The following is a 16,263-nucleotide window of genomic DNA, read 5'->3' on the forward strand; positions in this document are numbered from 1 at the left end:
GATCAGCCCCGGGTCAGCTTCTTGTAGGTGGCCCGGTGCGGGCGCGCCGCGTCGGCACCCAGGCGCTCGATCTTGTTCTTCTCGTAGGACTCGAAGTTGCCCTCGAACCAGAACCACTTGGACTCGCCCTCGTAGGCGAGGATGTGCGTGGCCACGCGGTCGAGGAACCACCGGTCGTGGGAGACGACCACGGCGCACCCGGGGAACTCCAGCAGCGCGTTCTCCAGGCTGGAGAGCGTCTCGACGTCGAGGTCGTTGGTCGGCTCGTCGAGGAGCAGCAGGTTGCCGCCCTGCTTGAGGGTAAGCGCGAGGTTGAGGCGGTTGCGCTCACCGCCGGAGAGCACGCCGGCCGGCTTCTGCTGGTCCGGCCCCTTGAACCCGAAGGCGGAGACGTACGCCCGGGAGGGCATCTCCACCTGTCCGACGTTGATGTAGTCCAGCTCGTCGGAGACGACGGCCCACAGCGTCTTCTTCGGATCGATGTTCTCGCGGCTCTGGTCGACGTAGGAGATCTTGACGGTCTCGCCGACCTTGATGGAACCGGAGTCCGGCTCCTCCAGGCCCTGGATCATCTTGAACAGCGTCGTCTTGCCGGCGCCGTTCGGGCCGATGACGCCGACGATGCCGTTGCGCGGGAGGGTGAAGCTGAGGTCCTCGATGAGGACCTTCTCGCCGAAGGCCTTGTTGAGCTTGTCGACCTCGACGACCACGCTGCCCAGGCGCGGCCCCGGCGGGATCTGGATCTCCTCGAAGTCCAGCTTCCGCATCTTGTCGGCCTCGGCGGCCATTTCCTCGTAGCGGGCGAGGCGGGCCTTGGACTTGGCCTGGCGTCCCTTGGCGTTGGAGCGGACCCATTCCAGCTCGTCCTTGAGGCGCTTCTGCCGCTTGGCGTCCTTCTGGCCCTCGACCTTGAGGCGGGCGGCCTTGGTCTCCAGGTACTTGGAGTAGTTGCCCTCGTAGCCGTGCAGCCGGCCGCGGTCGACCTCGCAGATCCACCCGGCGACGTTGTCCAGGAAGTACCGGTCGTGGGTGACGGCCACGACGGTGCCCTCGTACTTGGCGAGGTGCTGCTCCAGCCAGTTCACCGACTCGGCGTCGAGGTGGTTGGTGGGCTCGTCGAGGAGCAGCAGGTCGGGGGCCTCGAGGAGCAGCTTGCACAGCGCCACGCGGCGCTTCTCGCCACCGGAGAGGTTGACCACGGGCCAGTCGCCGGGCGGGCAGCCCAGCGCGTCCATGGCCTGCTCGAGCTGGGCGTCGAGGTCCCAGGCATTGGCGTGGTCGAGCTGCTCCTGCAGCTTGCCCATCTCGTCCATGAGCTCGTCGGTGTACTCGGTCGCCATCTGCTCGGCGATCTCGTTGAACCGGTCGAGCTTGCCCTTGATCTCGGCGACGCCCTCCTGGACGTTCTCCAGGACCGTCTTCTCCTCGTTCAGCGGGGGCTCCTGCAGCAGGATGCCCACGGTGTACCCGGGCGAGAGGTAGGCGTCACCGTTCGACGGCTGCTCGAGGCCCGCCATGATCTTGAGGACGGTGGACTTACCGGCACCGTTCGGACCGACGACGCCGATCTTCGCCCCCGGCAGGAAGTTCAGGGTGACGTCGTCGAGGATCACCTTGTCGCCGTGCGCTTTGCGCGCCTTGCGCATGGTGTAAATGAACTCAGCCAAGAGAAACCGTCCGGCAGCTTGAAATCTGGCAGTGGGCAGACACACCCATCTTGCCGCACCGCCGCCCCTGGAAGAAAACGAGTGGGGTCAGCGGGCGCTGACCTGGCCCTTCGACGCCGGTCGGCCCAGGGGGGTGCCGGGGCCCCGGGCGGCGGTCCGGGGCCGGCCTCTGGATCACTGTGCAGTTGCCAAGGTGCTGCCGGTCAATGCCGGGTGGTGGGGTTCTTCCTGCGGCCGAGGAGCACCAGGACCGCGCCGCCGACCACGACCAGGGCGATCGCCACGCCCGCGATCAGCGGGGTCGTGTCGGAGCCGCCGGTCTCCGCGAGGTTGGTCACGTCCGTGGTGCCGCCGGCCGTCGCCGGGCTCGGTTCGCTCAGCGTCTGCACCGACTCACCGCCCACGGCGCTCCTCTCGGCGGTCTCGGTCGCGCAGTCGAGGATGCCCTCGAAGCGGCTGTCGACTCCGTGCGGTCCCTTGATGGTGAAGTCGTACGCCTGGTCCTCCTGCAGCGGGACCGTCACCGTCTCGCTGCCGCCGGCCCCGATGCCGTGCTCGGTGCCCATCAGGGTGAACGTGAAGGGTTTGTCGCCCTGGTTGGCGGCGGTGATGTCGAGCCCGCCCTCGGCGCAGTTCTTGCGGGCCGACAGCGCGGGTATCGCGCCCTGTTCCGCCCAGTTGGCCGTCGCCGTCGCGGACACCGTCGACTCGCTGGAGCCGGCCAGGATCTGGGTCTGGCTGCGGCTGTCGGAGACGAAGGCCCGGCCGACCGGCACGCTGGTGGAGGCCTGGACGGTCAGCGAGGCCGAGCCGGCCGCCGTGTCGTCGGGCACGTCGAAGTAGATCCGGCTGCCGTCGGCGGCCGAGGTGACCGGCTTCCCCGCCTTGTCGACCACCGTCACCCCGTTCGCGGTGGCGGCGGCCGGCGGTGTCACGGTGACGCTGTCGGCGGTGGTGTGCACGGTGACCGGTCCCAGCCGCTCGCCCGGGTGCCCGGAGACGGCGGGCGGGTCCAGGCGCAGCGAGGCCTGCGGCTCGGCCACGTCGCGGGCGTTACTCTCCAGGTAGTCCGCGAGCCGCTCCGCCTGCGGGTCGAGCGCCTCCACGTCGGCGCCGTCGGAGTACCGCCAGATGGCCACCTGGGTGCCGGCCGCCGCGTCCTGCTCGGTGAGGCCCTTGACGCCGGCCTTGGCGGCGAGTGCGGCGAGGTCGTTGACCTGGGGGTAGGAGTTCCGCAGTATCCAGCGGATCCGGCCGGCGGCCTTGTTGGCGCCCAGTGAGGTGCCGCTCCAGGGTGTCTCCTGGTACCTGGCGTCCTTCTGCGTGGGGTTGTCGATGTCGACGCAGTACGTCTGCAGCATGCCGCCGCCCTCGACGGACATCTCGAAGAGCCCCGCAGAGACTTGCCGGTCGCCGTCCGTGCCGTGGATGACCGCGTCCCCGTAGGTCTTGAGGCCGCCGATCGTCGCCGTGGCGCCGCCCTCGCCGCGGGTGCTCTCCTCGGCGACGGCGGAGCCCGCACCCGCCAGCGCTCCGGCGGTCACCAGCCCGGACACCAGGGTCACGGCGGCGAGACGCGCGGACATCCGCGGCAGTACCGCTCGCACGGCCCGCCGACCGCGTGCGGACAGCGTTCCCGTCCATGCGGACAGCCCCGCCAACCCCGGCACCACGGACAACGCTGACTTCACAACCAGTCCCCCTTAGTACGAGGCTTCCTTGACGTGGGCGGGGAGCGGTCCCGCCGGCGCCTCACGAGCCCCGTGAGCCATGCCCGGCATCCTAAGGACGCGGGGACGCCACTCTTCCCGGTCACCTCCTCGCGCGGCTGATCCGAATCGGAATCGTTATCCCGTCCACAGGTTGTGCGTGAGCTGCGCTTATCGAGGACTTATCGAGGTTTTACCGGGCGCACGCCGCCGCCCCGGCCACCTGTGCCGACCTCACGTCACCCCGGCGGCCACCGGCCGCTGTTGGGCCCCCGGCCCGGGATCCGCCGCCGCGGCGCCGGCCGGTTCCGCCTCCCAGACGGGCTCCGGCTGGGCCCCCGCCCCTTGCGTTCCGGCCCCCTGTGCCCCCGCTTCCTGTGCCGCTGTTCCCTGGGGTGTCTCGGGCCTCGACGCCCGTCGGAAGGCCGACGTGCCCCGTGCCAGGTCGTGGCCGATCGCGCTCGCGTCCAGGTCCGCGGAGGCCCAGTTCTGTCCGTCGCGCTGCTCCGTGCGCACCCTCAGCCGGCCCTGCACGAGCACCGGATCGCCCACCGACAGGGACGCGCCGACGTTGGTGGCCAGTGCCCGGCGGGCCCACACCGTGAAGAAGTTGGTGTGGCCGTCCACCCACGCGCTCTTCTCGCGGTCCCAGTACCGCGCCGTCACCGCCAGCCGGAAGCGCGCCGACGCGCCGGTCGCGGACTCGCGGAACACCGGTTGCGTGGCGACGTTGCCGACCACGCACACAGTCGTCTCGTTCATGTCGTACCCCTCCCTCACCGCCCCGGCCGGCGAGGGCCGGCGGGGCGGCGGATCCACGCACGGGTCCCTCCCGCACGGTGGTGTCTGCCGCGGCTGCCCGCCTCCGTCGCGAGCGCCGCGGGATTCAGACTGCCTCCGCCGGCCGGATCCTGCTGAGGGCTGTGGACGACCGCCGGGCTGTGGACATCTCCGTCACCCGGACGAGTGAGCCCGCCTCCCCACGGTTGCCGTCCCCCCCCCCTTTCGCGAGGCCCCCGTTCACCTCGCGCGGCGCCCGTTCACCTCGCCCGGTCCCCCGCCCCGGCCCCCGTCGCACCCGTCGCACTCACCGTGCCCACCGTGCCCGCCACCCCGGCCGGTCCCGTGACCCTGGCGTACTGCTCGCGGACCTCCCGGTAGCGCAGCAGCTCCGAGGCCACCGGGTCCAGCACCCGGGCCCGTCCGCACCCGGCGGCCGCCTCCCGCAGCCTGCGTTCCGCCTCCAGTCCGTACCGCCGCGCGGGCCCCCGTGCCGCCATCCGGCAGCTCCACTCCACCACCGGACCGCCGACGATGCCCAGCGCCATCAGCAGCACCGGCACACCGAGGTTGGGCGACATGAATCCGATGATCTGACCGAGCAGCCACAACCCACCGACCACTTGCAGCAGGGTCATCGCGGCCTGCGCCAGTACCGCCGCCGGCCACCAGCCCGGCCGCGGCGGGCGCCCGGGCGGCGCACCGGCGCGCACGGCCAGCGCGTCCAGCGCCTCCGGAAGCCCGTGCGCCCCGCGCACGGCGGCCTCGCGCACCGCCTGCGCCCAGGCCGAGGGCAGCCCGGCCGCGGCCCGGTCCGCCACGGTCCGTACCGCCTGCTCGACGCGCTGCCGCGCGGTCGCCTCCTCGTCCGCGGGGGCACGCAGCGGGAGCCGCCCCGTCGGGGGTTCACGCCGGTCCTGGTACCAGCGCCACAACCGCAACCAGGGCGTTCCGCACGCCCGGTTGGCGTTGCGCAGCCAGGCCCGCTCGGCCGCCTCGCCCGCCGCGGTGGCGCCCACGGCGTCCGCGAGCCGCGCGGCGAACTCGTCGCGCGCGTTCTCGCTGAGCCCGGCGCGCAGCCCCGTGGTGTACACCGGCCGCAGCCGCGCGGCGGCCGCGTCCACGTCGGCCGAGACCCGGCGGCCCGGGGCGCCGCGTTCGGCCACGAACTGCCCGAGCGCCTCGCGCAGTTCCCCGATGCCGTCACCGGTGAGCGCGGAGACCGGAAGCACGGTCGCGCCCGGTTCGCCGTACTCCCCGAGGGCGACGCCGTCCTCGTCGAGCAGCCGCCGCAGATCGTCGAGCACCTGTTCGGCGGCCTCCCCGGGAAGCCGGTCCACCTGGTTGAGGACGAGGAACATGACCTCCGCGTGGCCCGCCATGGGCCGCAGATAGCGCTCGTGCAGGACGGCGTCGGCGTACTTCTCCGGATCGACGACCCAGATGACGGCGTCGACGAGCGCCAGGACGCGGTCGACCTGCTCACGGTGCTCCACGGCCGCCGAGTCGTGGTCGGGGAGGTCCACCAGAACGAGGCCGCGCAGTTGCGGGTCGCCGTCGGGGCCCTGGACGGGGCGTCTGCGCAGCCGCCCGGGGATGCCGAGCCGGTCGATGAGCGCCGCGGCGCCGTCGCTCCAACTGCACGCGATGGGTGCGGCGGTGGTGGGCCGGCGCACCCCGGTCTCCGAGATCGCAACCCCGGCGAGCGCGTTGAACAGCGCCGACTTGCCGCTGCCGGTCGCGCCGGCCAGGGCGACGACGGTGTGCTGCCCGGAGAGCCTGCGGCGTGCCGCCGCCTCCTCCAGGACACGGCTCGCCTCGGAGAGCGTGCGGCTGTCCAGCCGGGTGCGCGACAGTCCGACGAGCTCCCGCAGGGCGTCGAGGCGCGACCGCAGTCGGCCGTCGTAGGCGAGCGGGGCGGGCCGCCGTGCGGCGCTGCTCCTGGTCTCCACGACGGACGGCGTCTCCTGGGCGGCGCTCTTCTCGGTCACCCGCCGCGCGATCAGCCCGTCGTCCCAGGCGTCACCGTCGTCGCCGTCCTCGGGCGCGGGCTCGGAAGGACGTCCCCCGGGCGCGGAATGACGGTCCTCGGGCGAGGGATGACGGTTCTCGGGCGCGGGAGGCCGTCCCCCAGGTGTCGTACGACCGCCCGGCCGGGAGCTCTCCGACGACCTGCGGAAGTCGGGCTGGGCACGCTGGAGCGCCATGTGCGCGCGGGGGTCGCCGGAGGCTTCCGTCCCGCTGTCGCGCGCGCCCTTGCCGTCGTGCGCGCCCTTGTCGACGCGCGCGCCCTTGTCGACGCGCGCGGCTTTGCCGTCGTGCACACCGTCGTCGTGCACGCCTTTGTTGTCGTCCACGCCCTTGTCGTCGCCGTTGTCTCCCTCCCCGCCGTCACCGTCGTCCCCGTGTCGGTCCCCGCCCCGGTCCTGCAGCACGCCGTGCTCCCGCTCCGTCTGCTCCCGCTCCTTCCGCTCCCATTCCTCCCGCTCCAGTTCCTCCGGTCTCGTCCGTACGGCGTCCGGCGCGGCCTCCCGGCCTGCCCGGTTCTCCGAGGGATCGCCGTCCGGGCGCCCCGGGTCGCCGGGTGCTCCGGGCCGTTCTGGGGCGTGGTCCGTGCGGTCAGTGACGGCGGTCACCCCGGTCACCTCTCCTTCTGCAGTAGGGACAGCGCGGCGATGAGCTCCGCCTGGGGCTCGGCATGGACCTCCAGGGCGTCGAGCGGGGCGAGCCGGCGCTCCCGCTCGGTGTGCAGCACCCTGTCGACGTAGTCGGAGAGCAGCCGTGCGGCCCGGTCGCGCAGCCGCAGGGCTCCGTGGGCGCCGATCCGCTCGGCCAGCCGCTCACCCGCGGAGCGCGCCCTGCGTCCGCCGAGCAGCGCGGTGGCGACCAGGGCGGCCACCACCTCGGCGTCCGGCGCCACGCTCCGGTCGAGGTCGCGCGCCTCCTCCTCGGCGTACTCCTCCAGGACGCGCCGCCAGCGCCGTACCGCCAGGCCGATCCGGTGCTCGGTGTGGTCGGCGGCGGGGTCGCGCCCGGAGAGTTCGGGGGCGTCGGCGGCCGGTTCGAGGCGCCAGGCCTCGTCGATGCGTTCGTCGGCGGCGGTGACGGCGCACAGCAGGAGCGCGCCGAGGCTCTCCACCAGGGCGTCGAGCAGTTCCCGGGCGGTGCAGTCCAGGGGGAAGCTGCGCCACCGCTTCAGCGCGTCACCGGCGAGCACGGCGCCGGCCTGCAGACGGCCCCGCACGCGCGCGTACTCGCTGTCGTAGGCTCCGTCGACGGCGGCGGTGAGCCGGAGCGCGGCGGCGTACTGCGCGGCGGCGGCGCCGGCCAGTTCGGGCAGCCGGGAGTCGAGGGAGCCGAGCGCTCCGTGGGCAGTACGGGCCATGGCGGCGGTCCGGGTGGCCGGGTCCTGCACGAGATGGGTGAGCCAGGTGCGCAGCGGCGCGACGGCGGTGGCGGGCAGCAGGCCGCCGCCCCAGGCGGACTCGGGCAGTTCGGGCACGGTGAAGCGGGGCACGTCGCCGAGTCCGGCCTTGGTGAGGAGGGCGGCGTACTGCCGCGACACCTCGGAGACGACCTGGTGCGGGACGCGGTCCAGGACGGTGACGAGCGTGGCCCGCTGCTCCTTGGCGGTACGCAGCAGGTGCCAGGGGACGGCGTCGGCGTACCGCGCGGCGGTGGTGACCATGACCCAGATGTCGGCGGCGCAGATCAGTTCCGCGGCGAGCGTGCGGTTGCCGGCGATGAGGGAGTCGATGTCGGGGGCGTCGAGGAGGGCGAGCCCGGGCGGCAGGGTCTCGGCGGTCTCGATGCGCAGCACGCGCTGGTCCTGGTCGGCGAGGGGGGGCAGGTCGTCGTCGCCGGTCTCCGCGCGGGGCAGCCATTCGCGGCCGAGTTGGGGCAGGACGCGCATGCCGCTGAACCAGTGGTGGTCCTCGGGATGGCACACCAGCACGGGGGTCCTGGTGGTGGGCCGCAGGACGCCGGCCTCACTGACCTTGCGCCCCACCAGGGAGTTGACGAGCGTCGACTTTCCGGCGCCGGTGGAACCGCCCACCACGGCAAGCAACGGCGCCTCTGGTTGACGCAATCGGGGCACCAGATAGTCGTCGAGTTGCGCGAGGAGTTCGTCCCGGTTCGCACGCGCGCGTGGCGCTCCCGCGAGGGGGAGCGGGAAGCGTGCGGCGGCCACACGGTCGCGCAGGGCGGAGAGTGCGTCGAGCAGCTGGGGCCGTACGTCCAAGGTCACCACATGTGAAGAATGCCCAATTTTGCAGCCTTTCTGAAGCATATAACTGGTTCTGCGCGCCGATTGGACACACGGGACGGAAAGGACGACCGGGACACAGGCACAGTCCAGGCATAACGAGTGCACAACACCCGATGCGCGAGCGGCCAAAAGCGATGCAGGATTCGTACCTGCCTGCGATTATCGGACCCGCTTCACCGAACCTCCACATCGAGCCACGGAGGCGAAGCAACAGGGACAAGGGCTCGGGAGCCCTATCCTTGTCCCCGGCGAGGTCACGGATCGCCCCACACCCGGGCACCACGACACAGGCCACCACATCGGCCCCCGTAGCTCAGTGGATAGAGCAGGCGCCTTCTAAGCGCTTGGCCGCAGGTTCGAGTCCTGCCGGGGGCGCTGCGTTCCGCCCTCCTTCGGGAGGGCGTTTTTGCTGTTCGGGGGTGTTGTCGGTGGGGGCCCTTATGGTGTGGTGCAAGGGATCGGGAAGGGGGCCTGGTGGGGCTCAGGTGTGCGGTGGTGGACGACTACCAGCAAGTGGCGACCTCCGTCGTCGACTGGTCGGGGCTCGCCGATGACGTCGAGGTCGTGTCCTTCGGGGAGCACTTCGCCGACGAGGACGCGCTCGTGGCGGCGCTGGACGGCTTCGACATCGTCGTCACGCTGCGGGAGCGGGTCGCGTTTCCCGGGTCGGTGATCGGCCGGCTGCCGCGGCTGAGACTGCTCGTCGCCTCCGGCATGCGCAACAGCGTCATCGACTACGCCGCCGCCGAGGCGCACGGGGTGACCGTGTGCGGGACGGCCAGTTCGCCCACCCCGCCCGTCGAGCTGACCTGGGCGCTGCTGCTGGGGCTGGCCCGCGGTCTCGTCGCCGAGAACGCCGCCCTGCGCGCGGGCGGCCCCTGGCAGAGCACCCTCGGGGCCGATCTGCACGGGCAGCGGCTCGGGCTGCTGGGGCTGGGGAAGATCGGCGAACGGGTCGCCCGGGTCGGGCTCGCGTTCGGGATGCGGGTGAGCGCCTGGAGCCGGCACCTCACCCAGGAGCGTGCCGACGAGGTCGGTGTCGAACGTGTCGCGTCGAAGGAGGAGTTGCTCCGCACGAGCGACTTCGTCTCGCTGCACCTCGTGCTGAGCGAGCGCACCCGGGGGCTGCTCGGCGCCGCCGAACTCGCCCTCCTCAAGCCGACGGCGTACCTGGTCAACACCTCGCGCGCCGGTCTCGTCGACCAGGAGGCGCTGCTCGCCGCCCTGCGCGAGGGCCGTATCGCGGGGGCCGGCGTCGACGTGTTCGACAGCGAGCCGCTGCCTGCCGACGACCCCATGCGCTCCGCCCCGCGCCTGCTGGCCACCCCGCACCTCGGCTACGTCAGCCGGGCCAACTACGAGCGCTACTACGGGCAGGCCGTGGAGGACATCCGGGCCTATCTGGCCGGGGAGCCGATACGCGTCCTGGGACCCGCGTAGCCGCGCAGCGCCGAAGAGGGCACGGCGCCCGGCGGGCCCCTATAACTCCGTGCGGGCGTGCGCGCATCCGCAATGGCCCCTCCGGCCCAAGGCTCCGTTCGGAAAGGGTGATCCCCCGATGAACGCCGTGACCGGGGCTGTGCGGGCGCGTTGAAGGGTGAGCACGGTGGCGATCACCGTGCTCACCCTTTCACCGAAGGAGTATGTGATGTCTCGCATCGCGAAGGCGGCCGCGGTCGCCCTCGGCACGGGTGCCGTGGTGCTCAGCGGCGCCGGTCTGTCCATGGCGGACGCGGGTGCCCAGGGTGCGGCCGTCGGGTCGCCCGGTGTCCTCTCCGGCAACGTCATCCAGGTTCCCGTCAACGTCCCCGTCAACGTGTGCGGGAACACGATCGACGTGATCGGCGTCCTCAACCCGGCCTTCGGCAACGCCTGCGTCAACGGCGGCGACGAAGACGGCAAGAAGTCCGACGACTCCAAGGACGACGGCAAGTCGGGCCACGAGCACCACGACGACGGTGGCTACGGCGGCTGATTCCGCCCCCGGCCACGCGTCGGCCGGACACCTGAGCGAGCCCCCAGCGGTCCCACCGCCGGGGGCTTCGCCTTGCGTCGAGTCAGTCCGGAGACGCCCGCCCCGACACCTCCCAAGACGCCCGCCGCATCGCTTCCGGGCGGGCCCGCTACACGTAGCGGTAGAGGCGGCTCACGTCCTCCATGTCCGCCGGGGTCACGTCCCACGGCGGCATCCGCTCGTTCCGGGCCACGATCCGCCCGTGCTGCGCGTCCCCGCGTCCCGGCTGCCGCGCGGGCAGGTAACGCGCCCCGCGATGCCGCTGCTGCCAGCGCGTCCACTGCATGTCGACGAAGGCGTGGTGCATCCAGAAGACGGGATCGTTGACCGAGGCGCCGCCGAGCATGTGGCCGCCGACCCAGCGGTGGACGCGGTTGTGGGTGTGCCAGGCCGCACTGCCGCTCCCCCGCCCCCAGCCCTCCAGCTTGTTGCGGAATCCCTTCTCCGACGTCGAGTCCCACGGCGCGACGTCGTACAGGGGTTCGGCCAGGGCCCGGTCCAGCTCCGTACGCGTGGGCAGGCCGATCGGGTCGCGGTGGCGGCCGAGGTCCCGCATCAGATATGTGGCGTCCGTCACGCTCTCCCGGATCGTCCACTCGCCCCCGGCATACGCGAACGGGCCGGTGGTGACCCGGCCGTCGGAGCGGCGCCCGTCCCCGCCGAGCAGATCGTCGGTCCAGGGCACGGCGGACGCGTCGCGCGTGCGGGTCCAGTCCCAGTACGGCACCGTCACCGACGCGTCGACGCGTTGCAGCGCCCGCTCCAGCTCCAGTACGAACCGGCGGTGCCAGGGCAGGAAGGACGGCGTCATGTGGGCCGTGCGCAGCCCGTCCTCGCCGTCCGAGACGTAGTGGTCGATGTGCGTGCGGACGAACTCGTCGTACTCGCCGCGCCGTTTGAGCGCGAGCAGCGCGTCAACGAGGCGGCGCCGCTCCGTGCGGGACAGCGCCGTGACGTTCTTCCGTGTGTGGACCGCCATCCGGTCCTCCCCCTCCCCCGGCACGCCACGGCGCCCTCCGGCGCCGGGCGGCGGTGCTGTGACGTGCTGTGTCGTGCTGTGACGTGGTGCGTGGTGCTGTGCGCGGCTCCGTCACATGACGTGCGCCGTGTCGGAGTCGCGCAGGTGGTTGCCGGGGCCGAGCACGTCGACGGCGCCGCGGGCCGCGGCGAGCGGGGTGGGGTACGACGCGTAGTGGTCGACCATGCTGATCCAGGTGCCGTCCGCCCGGCGCATCAGGTGCAGCGGACGGCCGTCCACGGTGATGTGCCACCGCCCGGCACCGTCCCCGCCGGCCCCGCCGCTCGAATCGCTGGGGCCGTGGGCCGCGCCGTCCCGGGCGGCCCGGCTCGGCGCGGCCCAGGTGCCCTCGATACGGCGGCCCCGGTACGTCTGCGTGAACCTGCGCCGCTGCCCGGCCGTTCCCGCCGGACCGCCGGGCCGGCCGGTGGAGGACCGGGGAGCGGTGGGATCGTCGGCCGAGGCGCCCCCGTCGGCTCCCTGACCCCCGTCGCCCCCGGTGGTGTGCGGGCCGGCGGCGAGGTCCTCCGTGCGCCGGCAGCGGGACGCGGTGACGGCGGGGACCAGGGCCAGGGCGCCGACCGTCATGGCCAGGGCGCGCAGGGCCTCCCTGCGGGTTCTCTCGGCCAACGCTCTCTCCTCGGCCTCGTTCATGTGCGGCGGTACGGCGATACGGCAGTACGGCGATACGGCAGTACGACGGTGTGGGGTGCTCGGGGGCGCTGGGGCGCGCGGGATGTGCGGGGGGCGCGCGTCCGAGGGGCGGTTACGCGCCCGGGCCCGTGACGATCTCCGCGCCCGGCACCGTCCGCAGCAGCGGCGTGCCGAGCCCCGCGCGCGGCTCGTGCAGCGAGGGCAGGCCCCCGTTCGCGGCGTCCGGCCGGCCCAGGGGGGTGTCGACGGACAGCCCCGGGGTCGCCGTGCGCAGGTCGGCGGCGGGAGCGCTGACGCCGAGGTGGTCGAAGCCGTCGCCCAGGACGTGCGGCAGCGGGGCGCGCAGGTCGCCGCCGGGCAGTCCGCCGCCGAGGGGCAGCCGGGGCAGGGCGCGTTCCGGCAGCAGGCGTCCCTCGGCGAACCGGGTGCCCTCGGGCGCGCCCGCGACGGGTACCGGCAGCTCGCCGGTGACGTGGGGCATCTCCATGTGGAGCGACTTCTCGACGCCGTCCAGCGGCAGCGGCACGGGGACCGTGGTCGCCGCGGCTGCGGGCGTGGCGGCGGTGGCGGCTCCCGCGGCGGCGGCCACACAGGTGATGGCGGCGGCGAGCGTTCCTCGGGTGGTCGGCTTCATGTCGGGTGCGGTCCCTTTCGGATGGGCGTGGGGCTGCCTGCGTCTCGGGTAACGACCGGGGGACGGCGCCAGTACGGGATTCCCCCGGGTGACGCAGTAGTACGACAGGCGGTCAGCCGCCCAACGGGAGGCCGCCCAGGAGCCGGGCGGGGCCGCCGTTGCGGTTGAGGGTGTCGGCCACGCCGTTCACCGTGTTGAGCACGGAGTCCTCGTTCTCGGTGTCGAGGGTGTCCGACTGGTGCTGCAGCGGGCGCAGGTCCAGGGTCCGCGTGCTGAGGGCCTTCTCCACGCCGCCGTTGAGGCTGGTGGGGGTCTCGAAGTCGGCGGGCTGCGTGGCGGCGAGGGCGGGGGTGGCCGCTCCCGCCGCGGCGAGGGACCCGGCAACGACGGCGACGGCCTTGAGGGACTTCGACGACTTCATCGTGTTCCTTCCTGCTGCGGCGACGCGCGTACGTCGCCGGACGGCGTGTGCGCACGGCCTAACGAGCCCTGCGGATCACGGAAACGGGGCCGCGCCCCTTCGGGGGCCGCGCCCCTTCAAGGAGTGCGCCTCTTCAAGGAGTGCGCCCCTTCGCAGGTGCGCCCCTTCGGGGACGCGGGCGAAGAACGCCCCGTGCACAAACGCGTCGCGCCGACCCTGCGGCAGGGTCGGCGCGATGACGGGGCGGCGGCGTGCGGGCGGTCCCGCCCGCCCGTCGCTCAACTCGTCGGAAGGATCAGGTCGCTCGGCAGCGGCGGCAGCGCCGGGGCCGACGGGAGCGTGACGGCCGAGACGTCGCTCGCCGACGGGATGAGACCGGCCAGGTCGGGATCGGTCAGCTCCGGGTCGCTCAGGCTGCTGTCGGTGAGCGTGGCGATCAGTACGTCGACGAGGTTGTTCACCACCTCGGAGACGGCCGGCACCACCTGGCCGACGTCACCGGAGGTGGACGCCTTCACCAGCGCGTCGACCGCCTTCTGCAGAGCCGTCAGCGCGTCCTGGGTGGTGTCCTTCCGCGTCGCCCTGTCGCCGTGCGCCCGGGTCTGCCCGAGGGCGGCGGTCTTCGACAGCGGCGGGGCCGCGGGCGTCGCCGGCTTCGCGGGCTTCGCCGATGCGGCCGGCTTCGCGGGCTCGGCGGGCTTCGCCGATTCCGCCGGCTTCGCGGGCTGCGCGACCGTCGACGGAGCCGCCGCGGCCTTCTTGATGGCGTCCTTGGCCGCCCGGCCGAGCTCGGCCGCCCGCTTGGCGGAGAGCTGGCCGTTGTCCGCCTTGAGGGTGGTGTCGAGCAGGTCGGTGACGGGGGTCAGCACACCGCCGGCGGTGGAGAGCGACCGGACCTGGCCGAGCAGCGCGTCCGCGCCGGGGACGGGCACCTGCGACTGGCCGGAGGCGGACGAGCCGGACTCGGACCGGCCGGTTGCCGCCTGATCCGTGACCGCCTGATCCGTGACCGACTGGCCCGTGGTCGCCTGACCCGTGGCCGACTGGCCGTCGGCCGCGACGGCGGCGGGTCCGGCGATCCCGAGCAGGAGTGCGGCGCAGAGTGCCGGGGACGCGAGGTGCCGTGCGGGCAGAGCACGCATGGACGTTCCTTTCAGCGGGGCATCGAATCCTCTGCTCACCGTGAAAGGGGTAGTGACCTGCTGCAACCCGTCGACCACACAGAGTGGCACGCCGGGCGCCCGGAACGTGGCGTCGTCCCTGGTGGGAGCACCTGCGGCGGCTCCCGGCGGCACACCGCCATTCGGGGCCGGACAGCACGGAACGGCCGCCCCCGCCAGGGGACGGCCGGTCCGTCGGTCCGTCGGGACGTCAGTCGTTGACGCAGGTGTTGCCGAACGCCGGGTTCAGCAGACCGATGACGTTGATGGTGTTGCCGCAGACGTTGACCGGAACGTGGATCGGAACCTGAATGGCGTTGCCCGACACGACACCCGGCGAGTGGGCGGCGACGGCCCCGGCGTCGGCGTCGGCAGCGGCGATGCCGGCGGTGCCCGCCACGGCCGCGGCGGCAACGGTGGTGAGGGCCAGGCCCTTCGCGATACGCGACATGGAGAAGTGCTCCTTGGGTTGTCACAACAGCCGGGCGGGATGCCCGACGCTGAATCAACGCGTGGCCGCGGCGCGGGTTGTGCCGCCGATGGGGTGAACTCCGACGGTACGGAGATTGACCCGGCCGACACAGTTGCCGCTTTTATCCGGTACATCCCCCTTGTGGCTACAGTGGCGAGCCGTTCGAGACCGCTCACGAGCCGCGAAGGGTGCGACGCCGGTCATGCGTTTTTCCTCCGGTCATCCCCTGGGCCGCGCGATCGCGTGTGTCTGCGCCCTCACCGCCCTCTGGGCCCCCGCAGCCACCGCGGCCCCCGGCCCGCCCCCTGCCCCGGTAGCCTCGGCCGCTTCGGCCGCTTCGGCTACTTCGTCCATTTCGTCCGCCTCCACCGTTCCGGTTCCGGCCCCCGCGCCGGAACGGCAGCGCGTGCCGTTCGCCGAGCGCTACCGCGCCCTGGGCCACGGCGGCCTCGTCCGGGCGGCCGGCACCGCCGTGACCTGCCGCCCCGGGTCCGCCCGCACCCCGGGCGGCGACCGCGCCTGCCGCGCCGCGCGCGCGGGCGGCGCGGGCACCAACGGCGACTTCGACATGGGTTACGTCGATGTCGACGACGACCCGAACACCTACAACTCCAGCCGCGCCGAACTCCGTCTGCCGCCGGGGGCATACGTCACGTATGCGCGCCTGTACTGGGGCGGCAACCTCCGTGTCGGCGAGCAGAAGCCGCCCGCGGACAACGGGCGGGTGCTGGTCGCCGAGCCGGGCGGCAGCTACAAGGCGCTGCTCGCGGACACCGTCGTCGGCCACCGGGTGGCGCACGGCGCGGACGCCTACCAGGCCTCGGCGGACGTCACCGGGCTGGTCCGGTCGAGCGGCTCGGGCGCGTACACGGTGGCGCAGATCAATGTGGCCAAGGGCCGTTCGGCGGCCGGTTCCTGGGGCGGCTGGACGCTGGTGGTGGCGTACGAGAAGGCGTCGGAGCCGTTGCGGCACCTGGTGCTGTGGGACGGCTTCGAGGCGCTCGCACCCGGCGCGCGGACCCTGGTGCGAATGCGCCGGCTGTCCTTCCCACCGGGGGCGCACGGCGTCGTGGGGCTGGTCGCCTACAACGGCGACCGGGGGCGCACGGGTGACTCACTGAGCGCATCCGCACGCCGGGGGGCGCGCACGGTGCTGAGTGATTCCGCCAACCCGCGTACCGACGTACTCAACTCGACCATCGCGGATCCGGACGGATTGACGGAAAAAATGACCGGATCGCCCGGACTTGTCGGGCCGCATCGGCCGGCCGGAGCCCCGAGAAGGCCGGACCAACGCCGGTCGGGCCCCGTGAACACCCTCGGCTACGACTCGGACGTGCTCGATCTGGGCGGCACGACCCGAAACGGGGGTGACCGGTTGGACTTTCTGATCGTTTCACAACGCGACGCGGCCTGGACCGGGGCGCTCTTCGTCGCCGTCGATGCCCAGCAGTGACGCGCGCC

Annotated in this window: 14 protein-coding genes and 1 tRNA gene; 4 read left to right on the plus strand and 11 right to left on the minus strand. The window is 73.0% G+C overall.

Annotated features, from left to right (window positions below; all coding sequences use genetic code 11):
* Nucleotides 1–2 precede the first annotated feature (2 nt).
* The 5 genes from ettA to OIE12_RS11350 all read right to left on the minus strand — a co-directional run bounded on the left by ettA (nucleotide 3) and on the right by OIE12_RS11350 (nucleotide 8,408).
* On the minus strand, nucleotides 3–1,667 hold the full coding sequence (gene ettA / locus OIE12_RS11330) for an energy-dependent translational throttle protein EttA (RefSeq protein ID WP_030379928.1): 1,665 nt from the start codon (nucleotides 1,665–1,667) through the stop codon (nucleotides 3–5).
* 203 nt (nucleotides 1,668–1,870) lie between these two features.
* Complete coding sequence (locus OIE12_RS11335; protein ID WP_329134347.1) at nucleotides 1,871–3,253, minus strand: TQXA domain-containing protein; 1,383 nt, start codon at nucleotides 3,251–3,253, stop codon at nucleotides 1,871–1,873.
* Between the two features lie 357 nt (nucleotides 3,254–3,610).
* Nucleotides 3,611–4,138 (minus strand): single-stranded DNA-binding protein, encoded by a 528-nt coding sequence (locus OIE12_RS11340; RefSeq protein ID WP_329134348.1) that lies wholly within the window; start codon nucleotides 4,136–4,138, stop codon nucleotides 3,611–3,613.
* 278 nt (nucleotides 4,139–4,416) lie between these two features.
* On the minus strand, nucleotides 4,417–6,792 hold the full coding sequence (locus OIE12_RS11345; RefSeq protein WP_329134350.1) for a YfjP family GTPase: 2,376 nt from the start codon (nucleotides 6,790–6,792) through the stop codon (nucleotides 4,417–4,419).
* Between the two features lie 5 nt (nucleotides 6,793–6,797).
* Nucleotides 6,798–8,408, minus strand: coding sequence for a dynamin family protein (locus OIE12_RS11350; RefSeq protein ID WP_329134352.1), 1,611 nt, complete (start codon nucleotides 8,406–8,408; stop codon nucleotides 6,798–6,800).
* 320 nt (nucleotides 8,409–8,728) lie between these two features.
* Between OIE12_RS11350 and OIE12_RS11355 the strand changes: the two genes are divergently transcribed.
* The 3 genes from OIE12_RS11355 to OIE12_RS11365 all read left to right on the plus strand — a co-directional run bounded on the left by OIE12_RS11355 (nucleotide 8,729) and on the right by OIE12_RS11365 (nucleotide 10,401).
* Nucleotides 8,729–8,801: transfer RNA gene (locus OIE12_RS11355), tRNA-Arg, on the plus strand.
* Nucleotides 8,802–8,900: 99 nt separating this feature from the next.
* Complete coding sequence (locus OIE12_RS11360) at nucleotides 8,901–9,866, plus strand: D-2-hydroxyacid dehydrogenase family protein (protein ID WP_329134355.1); 966 nt, start codon at nucleotides 8,901–8,903, stop codon at nucleotides 9,864–9,866.
* 208 nt (nucleotides 9,867–10,074) lie between these two features.
* Complete coding sequence (locus OIE12_RS11365; RefSeq protein ID WP_329134357.1) at nucleotides 10,075–10,401, plus strand: chaplin; 327 nt, start codon at nucleotides 10,075–10,077, stop codon at nucleotides 10,399–10,401.
* Nucleotides 10,402–10,549: 148 nt separating this feature from the next.
* Here OIE12_RS11365 and OIE12_RS11370 read toward each other — a convergent pair whose 3' ends face one another.
* The 6 genes from OIE12_RS11370 to OIE12_RS11395 form a co-directional block, all read right to left on the minus strand.
* Nucleotides 10,550–11,419, minus strand: a complete 870-nt coding sequence (locus OIE12_RS11370; protein WP_329134360.1) for a tyrosinase family protein — start codon at nucleotides 11,417–11,419, stop codon at nucleotides 10,550–10,552.
* A 111-nt stretch (nucleotides 11,420–11,530) separates the two neighbouring features.
* Entirely contained in the window at nucleotides 11,531–12,088 is a 558-nt protein-coding gene (locus tag OIE12_RS11375; RefSeq protein WP_329134362.1) for a tyrosinase family oxidase copper chaperone, read from the minus strand.
* Nucleotides 12,089–12,224: 136 nt separating this feature from the next.
* Nucleotides 12,225–12,746 (minus strand): hypothetical protein, encoded by a 522-nt coding sequence (locus OIE12_RS11380; RefSeq protein ID WP_329134365.1) that lies wholly within the window; start codon nucleotides 12,744–12,746, stop codon nucleotides 12,225–12,227.
* Nucleotides 12,747–12,858: 112 nt separating this feature from the next.
* On the minus strand, nucleotides 12,859–13,167 hold the full coding sequence (locus tag OIE12_RS11385; RefSeq protein WP_329134367.1) for a hypothetical protein: 309 nt from the start codon (nucleotides 13,165–13,167) through the stop codon (nucleotides 12,859–12,861).
* A gap of 278 nt (nucleotides 13,168–13,445) precedes the next feature.
* Nucleotides 13,446–14,309: a hypothetical protein gene (locus tag OIE12_RS11390; RefSeq protein ID WP_329134369.1), complete on the minus strand. Its 864-nt coding sequence runs from the start codon at nucleotides 14,307–14,309 to the stop codon at nucleotides 13,446–13,448.
* 229 nt (nucleotides 14,310–14,538) lie between these two features.
* On the minus strand, nucleotides 14,539–14,778 hold the full coding sequence (locus tag OIE12_RS11395; RefSeq protein WP_030379910.1) for a chaplin: 240 nt from the start codon (nucleotides 14,776–14,778) through the stop codon (nucleotides 14,539–14,541).
* 223 nt (nucleotides 14,779–15,001) lie between these two features.
* Between OIE12_RS11395 and OIE12_RS11400 the strand changes: the two genes are divergently transcribed.
* Nucleotides 15,002–16,255, plus strand: coding sequence for a DUF3344 domain-containing protein (locus OIE12_RS11400; RefSeq protein ID WP_329134371.1), 1,254 nt, complete (start codon nucleotides 15,002–15,004; stop codon nucleotides 16,253–16,255).
* Nucleotides 16,256–16,263 lie beyond the last annotated feature (8 nt).

Source organism: Streptomyces sp. NBC_00670, from assembly GCF_036226765.1.
GTDB lineage: Bacteria > Actinomycetota > Actinomycetes > Streptomycetales > Streptomycetaceae > Streptomyces.

What these genes read in the sequence shown, in the direction of transcription:
- OIE12_RS11395 (WP_030379910.1), bottom strand. Translation starts at nt 14,778, where the DNA reads ATGTCGCGTATCGCGAAGGGCCTGGCCCTCACCACCGTTGCCGCCGCG.
- OIE12_RS11385 (WP_329134367.1), bottom strand. Translation starts at nt 13,167, where the DNA reads ATGAAGTCGTCGAAGTCCCTCAAGGCCGTCGCCGTCGTTGCCGGGTCC.
- OIE12_RS11390 (WP_329134369.1), bottom strand. Translation starts at nt 14,309, where the DNA reads ATGCGTGCTCTGCCCGCACGGCACCTCGCGTCCCCGGCACTCTGCGCC.
- OIE12_RS11370 (WP_329134360.1), bottom strand. Translation starts at nt 11,419, where the DNA reads ATGGCGGTCCACACACGGAAGAACGTCACGGCGCTGTCCCGCACGGAG.
- OIE12_RS11380 (WP_329134365.1), bottom strand. Translation starts at nt 12,746, where the DNA reads ATGAAGCCGACCACCCGAGGAACGCTCGCCGCCGCCATCACCTGTGTG.
- OIE12_RS11400 (WP_329134371.1), top strand. Translation starts at nt 15,002, where the DNA reads ATGCGTTTTTCCTCCGGTCATCCCCTGGGCCGCGCGATCGCGTGTGTC.
- OIE12_RS11335 (WP_329134347.1), bottom strand. Translation starts at nt 3,253, where the DNA reads ATGTCCGCGCGTCTCGCCGCCGTGACCCTGGTGTCCGGGCTGGTGACC.
- OIE12_RS11340 (WP_329134348.1), bottom strand. Translation starts at nt 4,138, where the DNA reads ATGAACGAGACGACTGTGTGCGTGGTCGGCAACGTCGCCACGCAACCG.
- OIE12_RS11365 (WP_329134357.1), top strand. Translation starts at nt 10,075, where the DNA reads ATGTCTCGCATCGCGAAGGCGGCCGCGGTCGCCCTCGGCACGGGTGCC.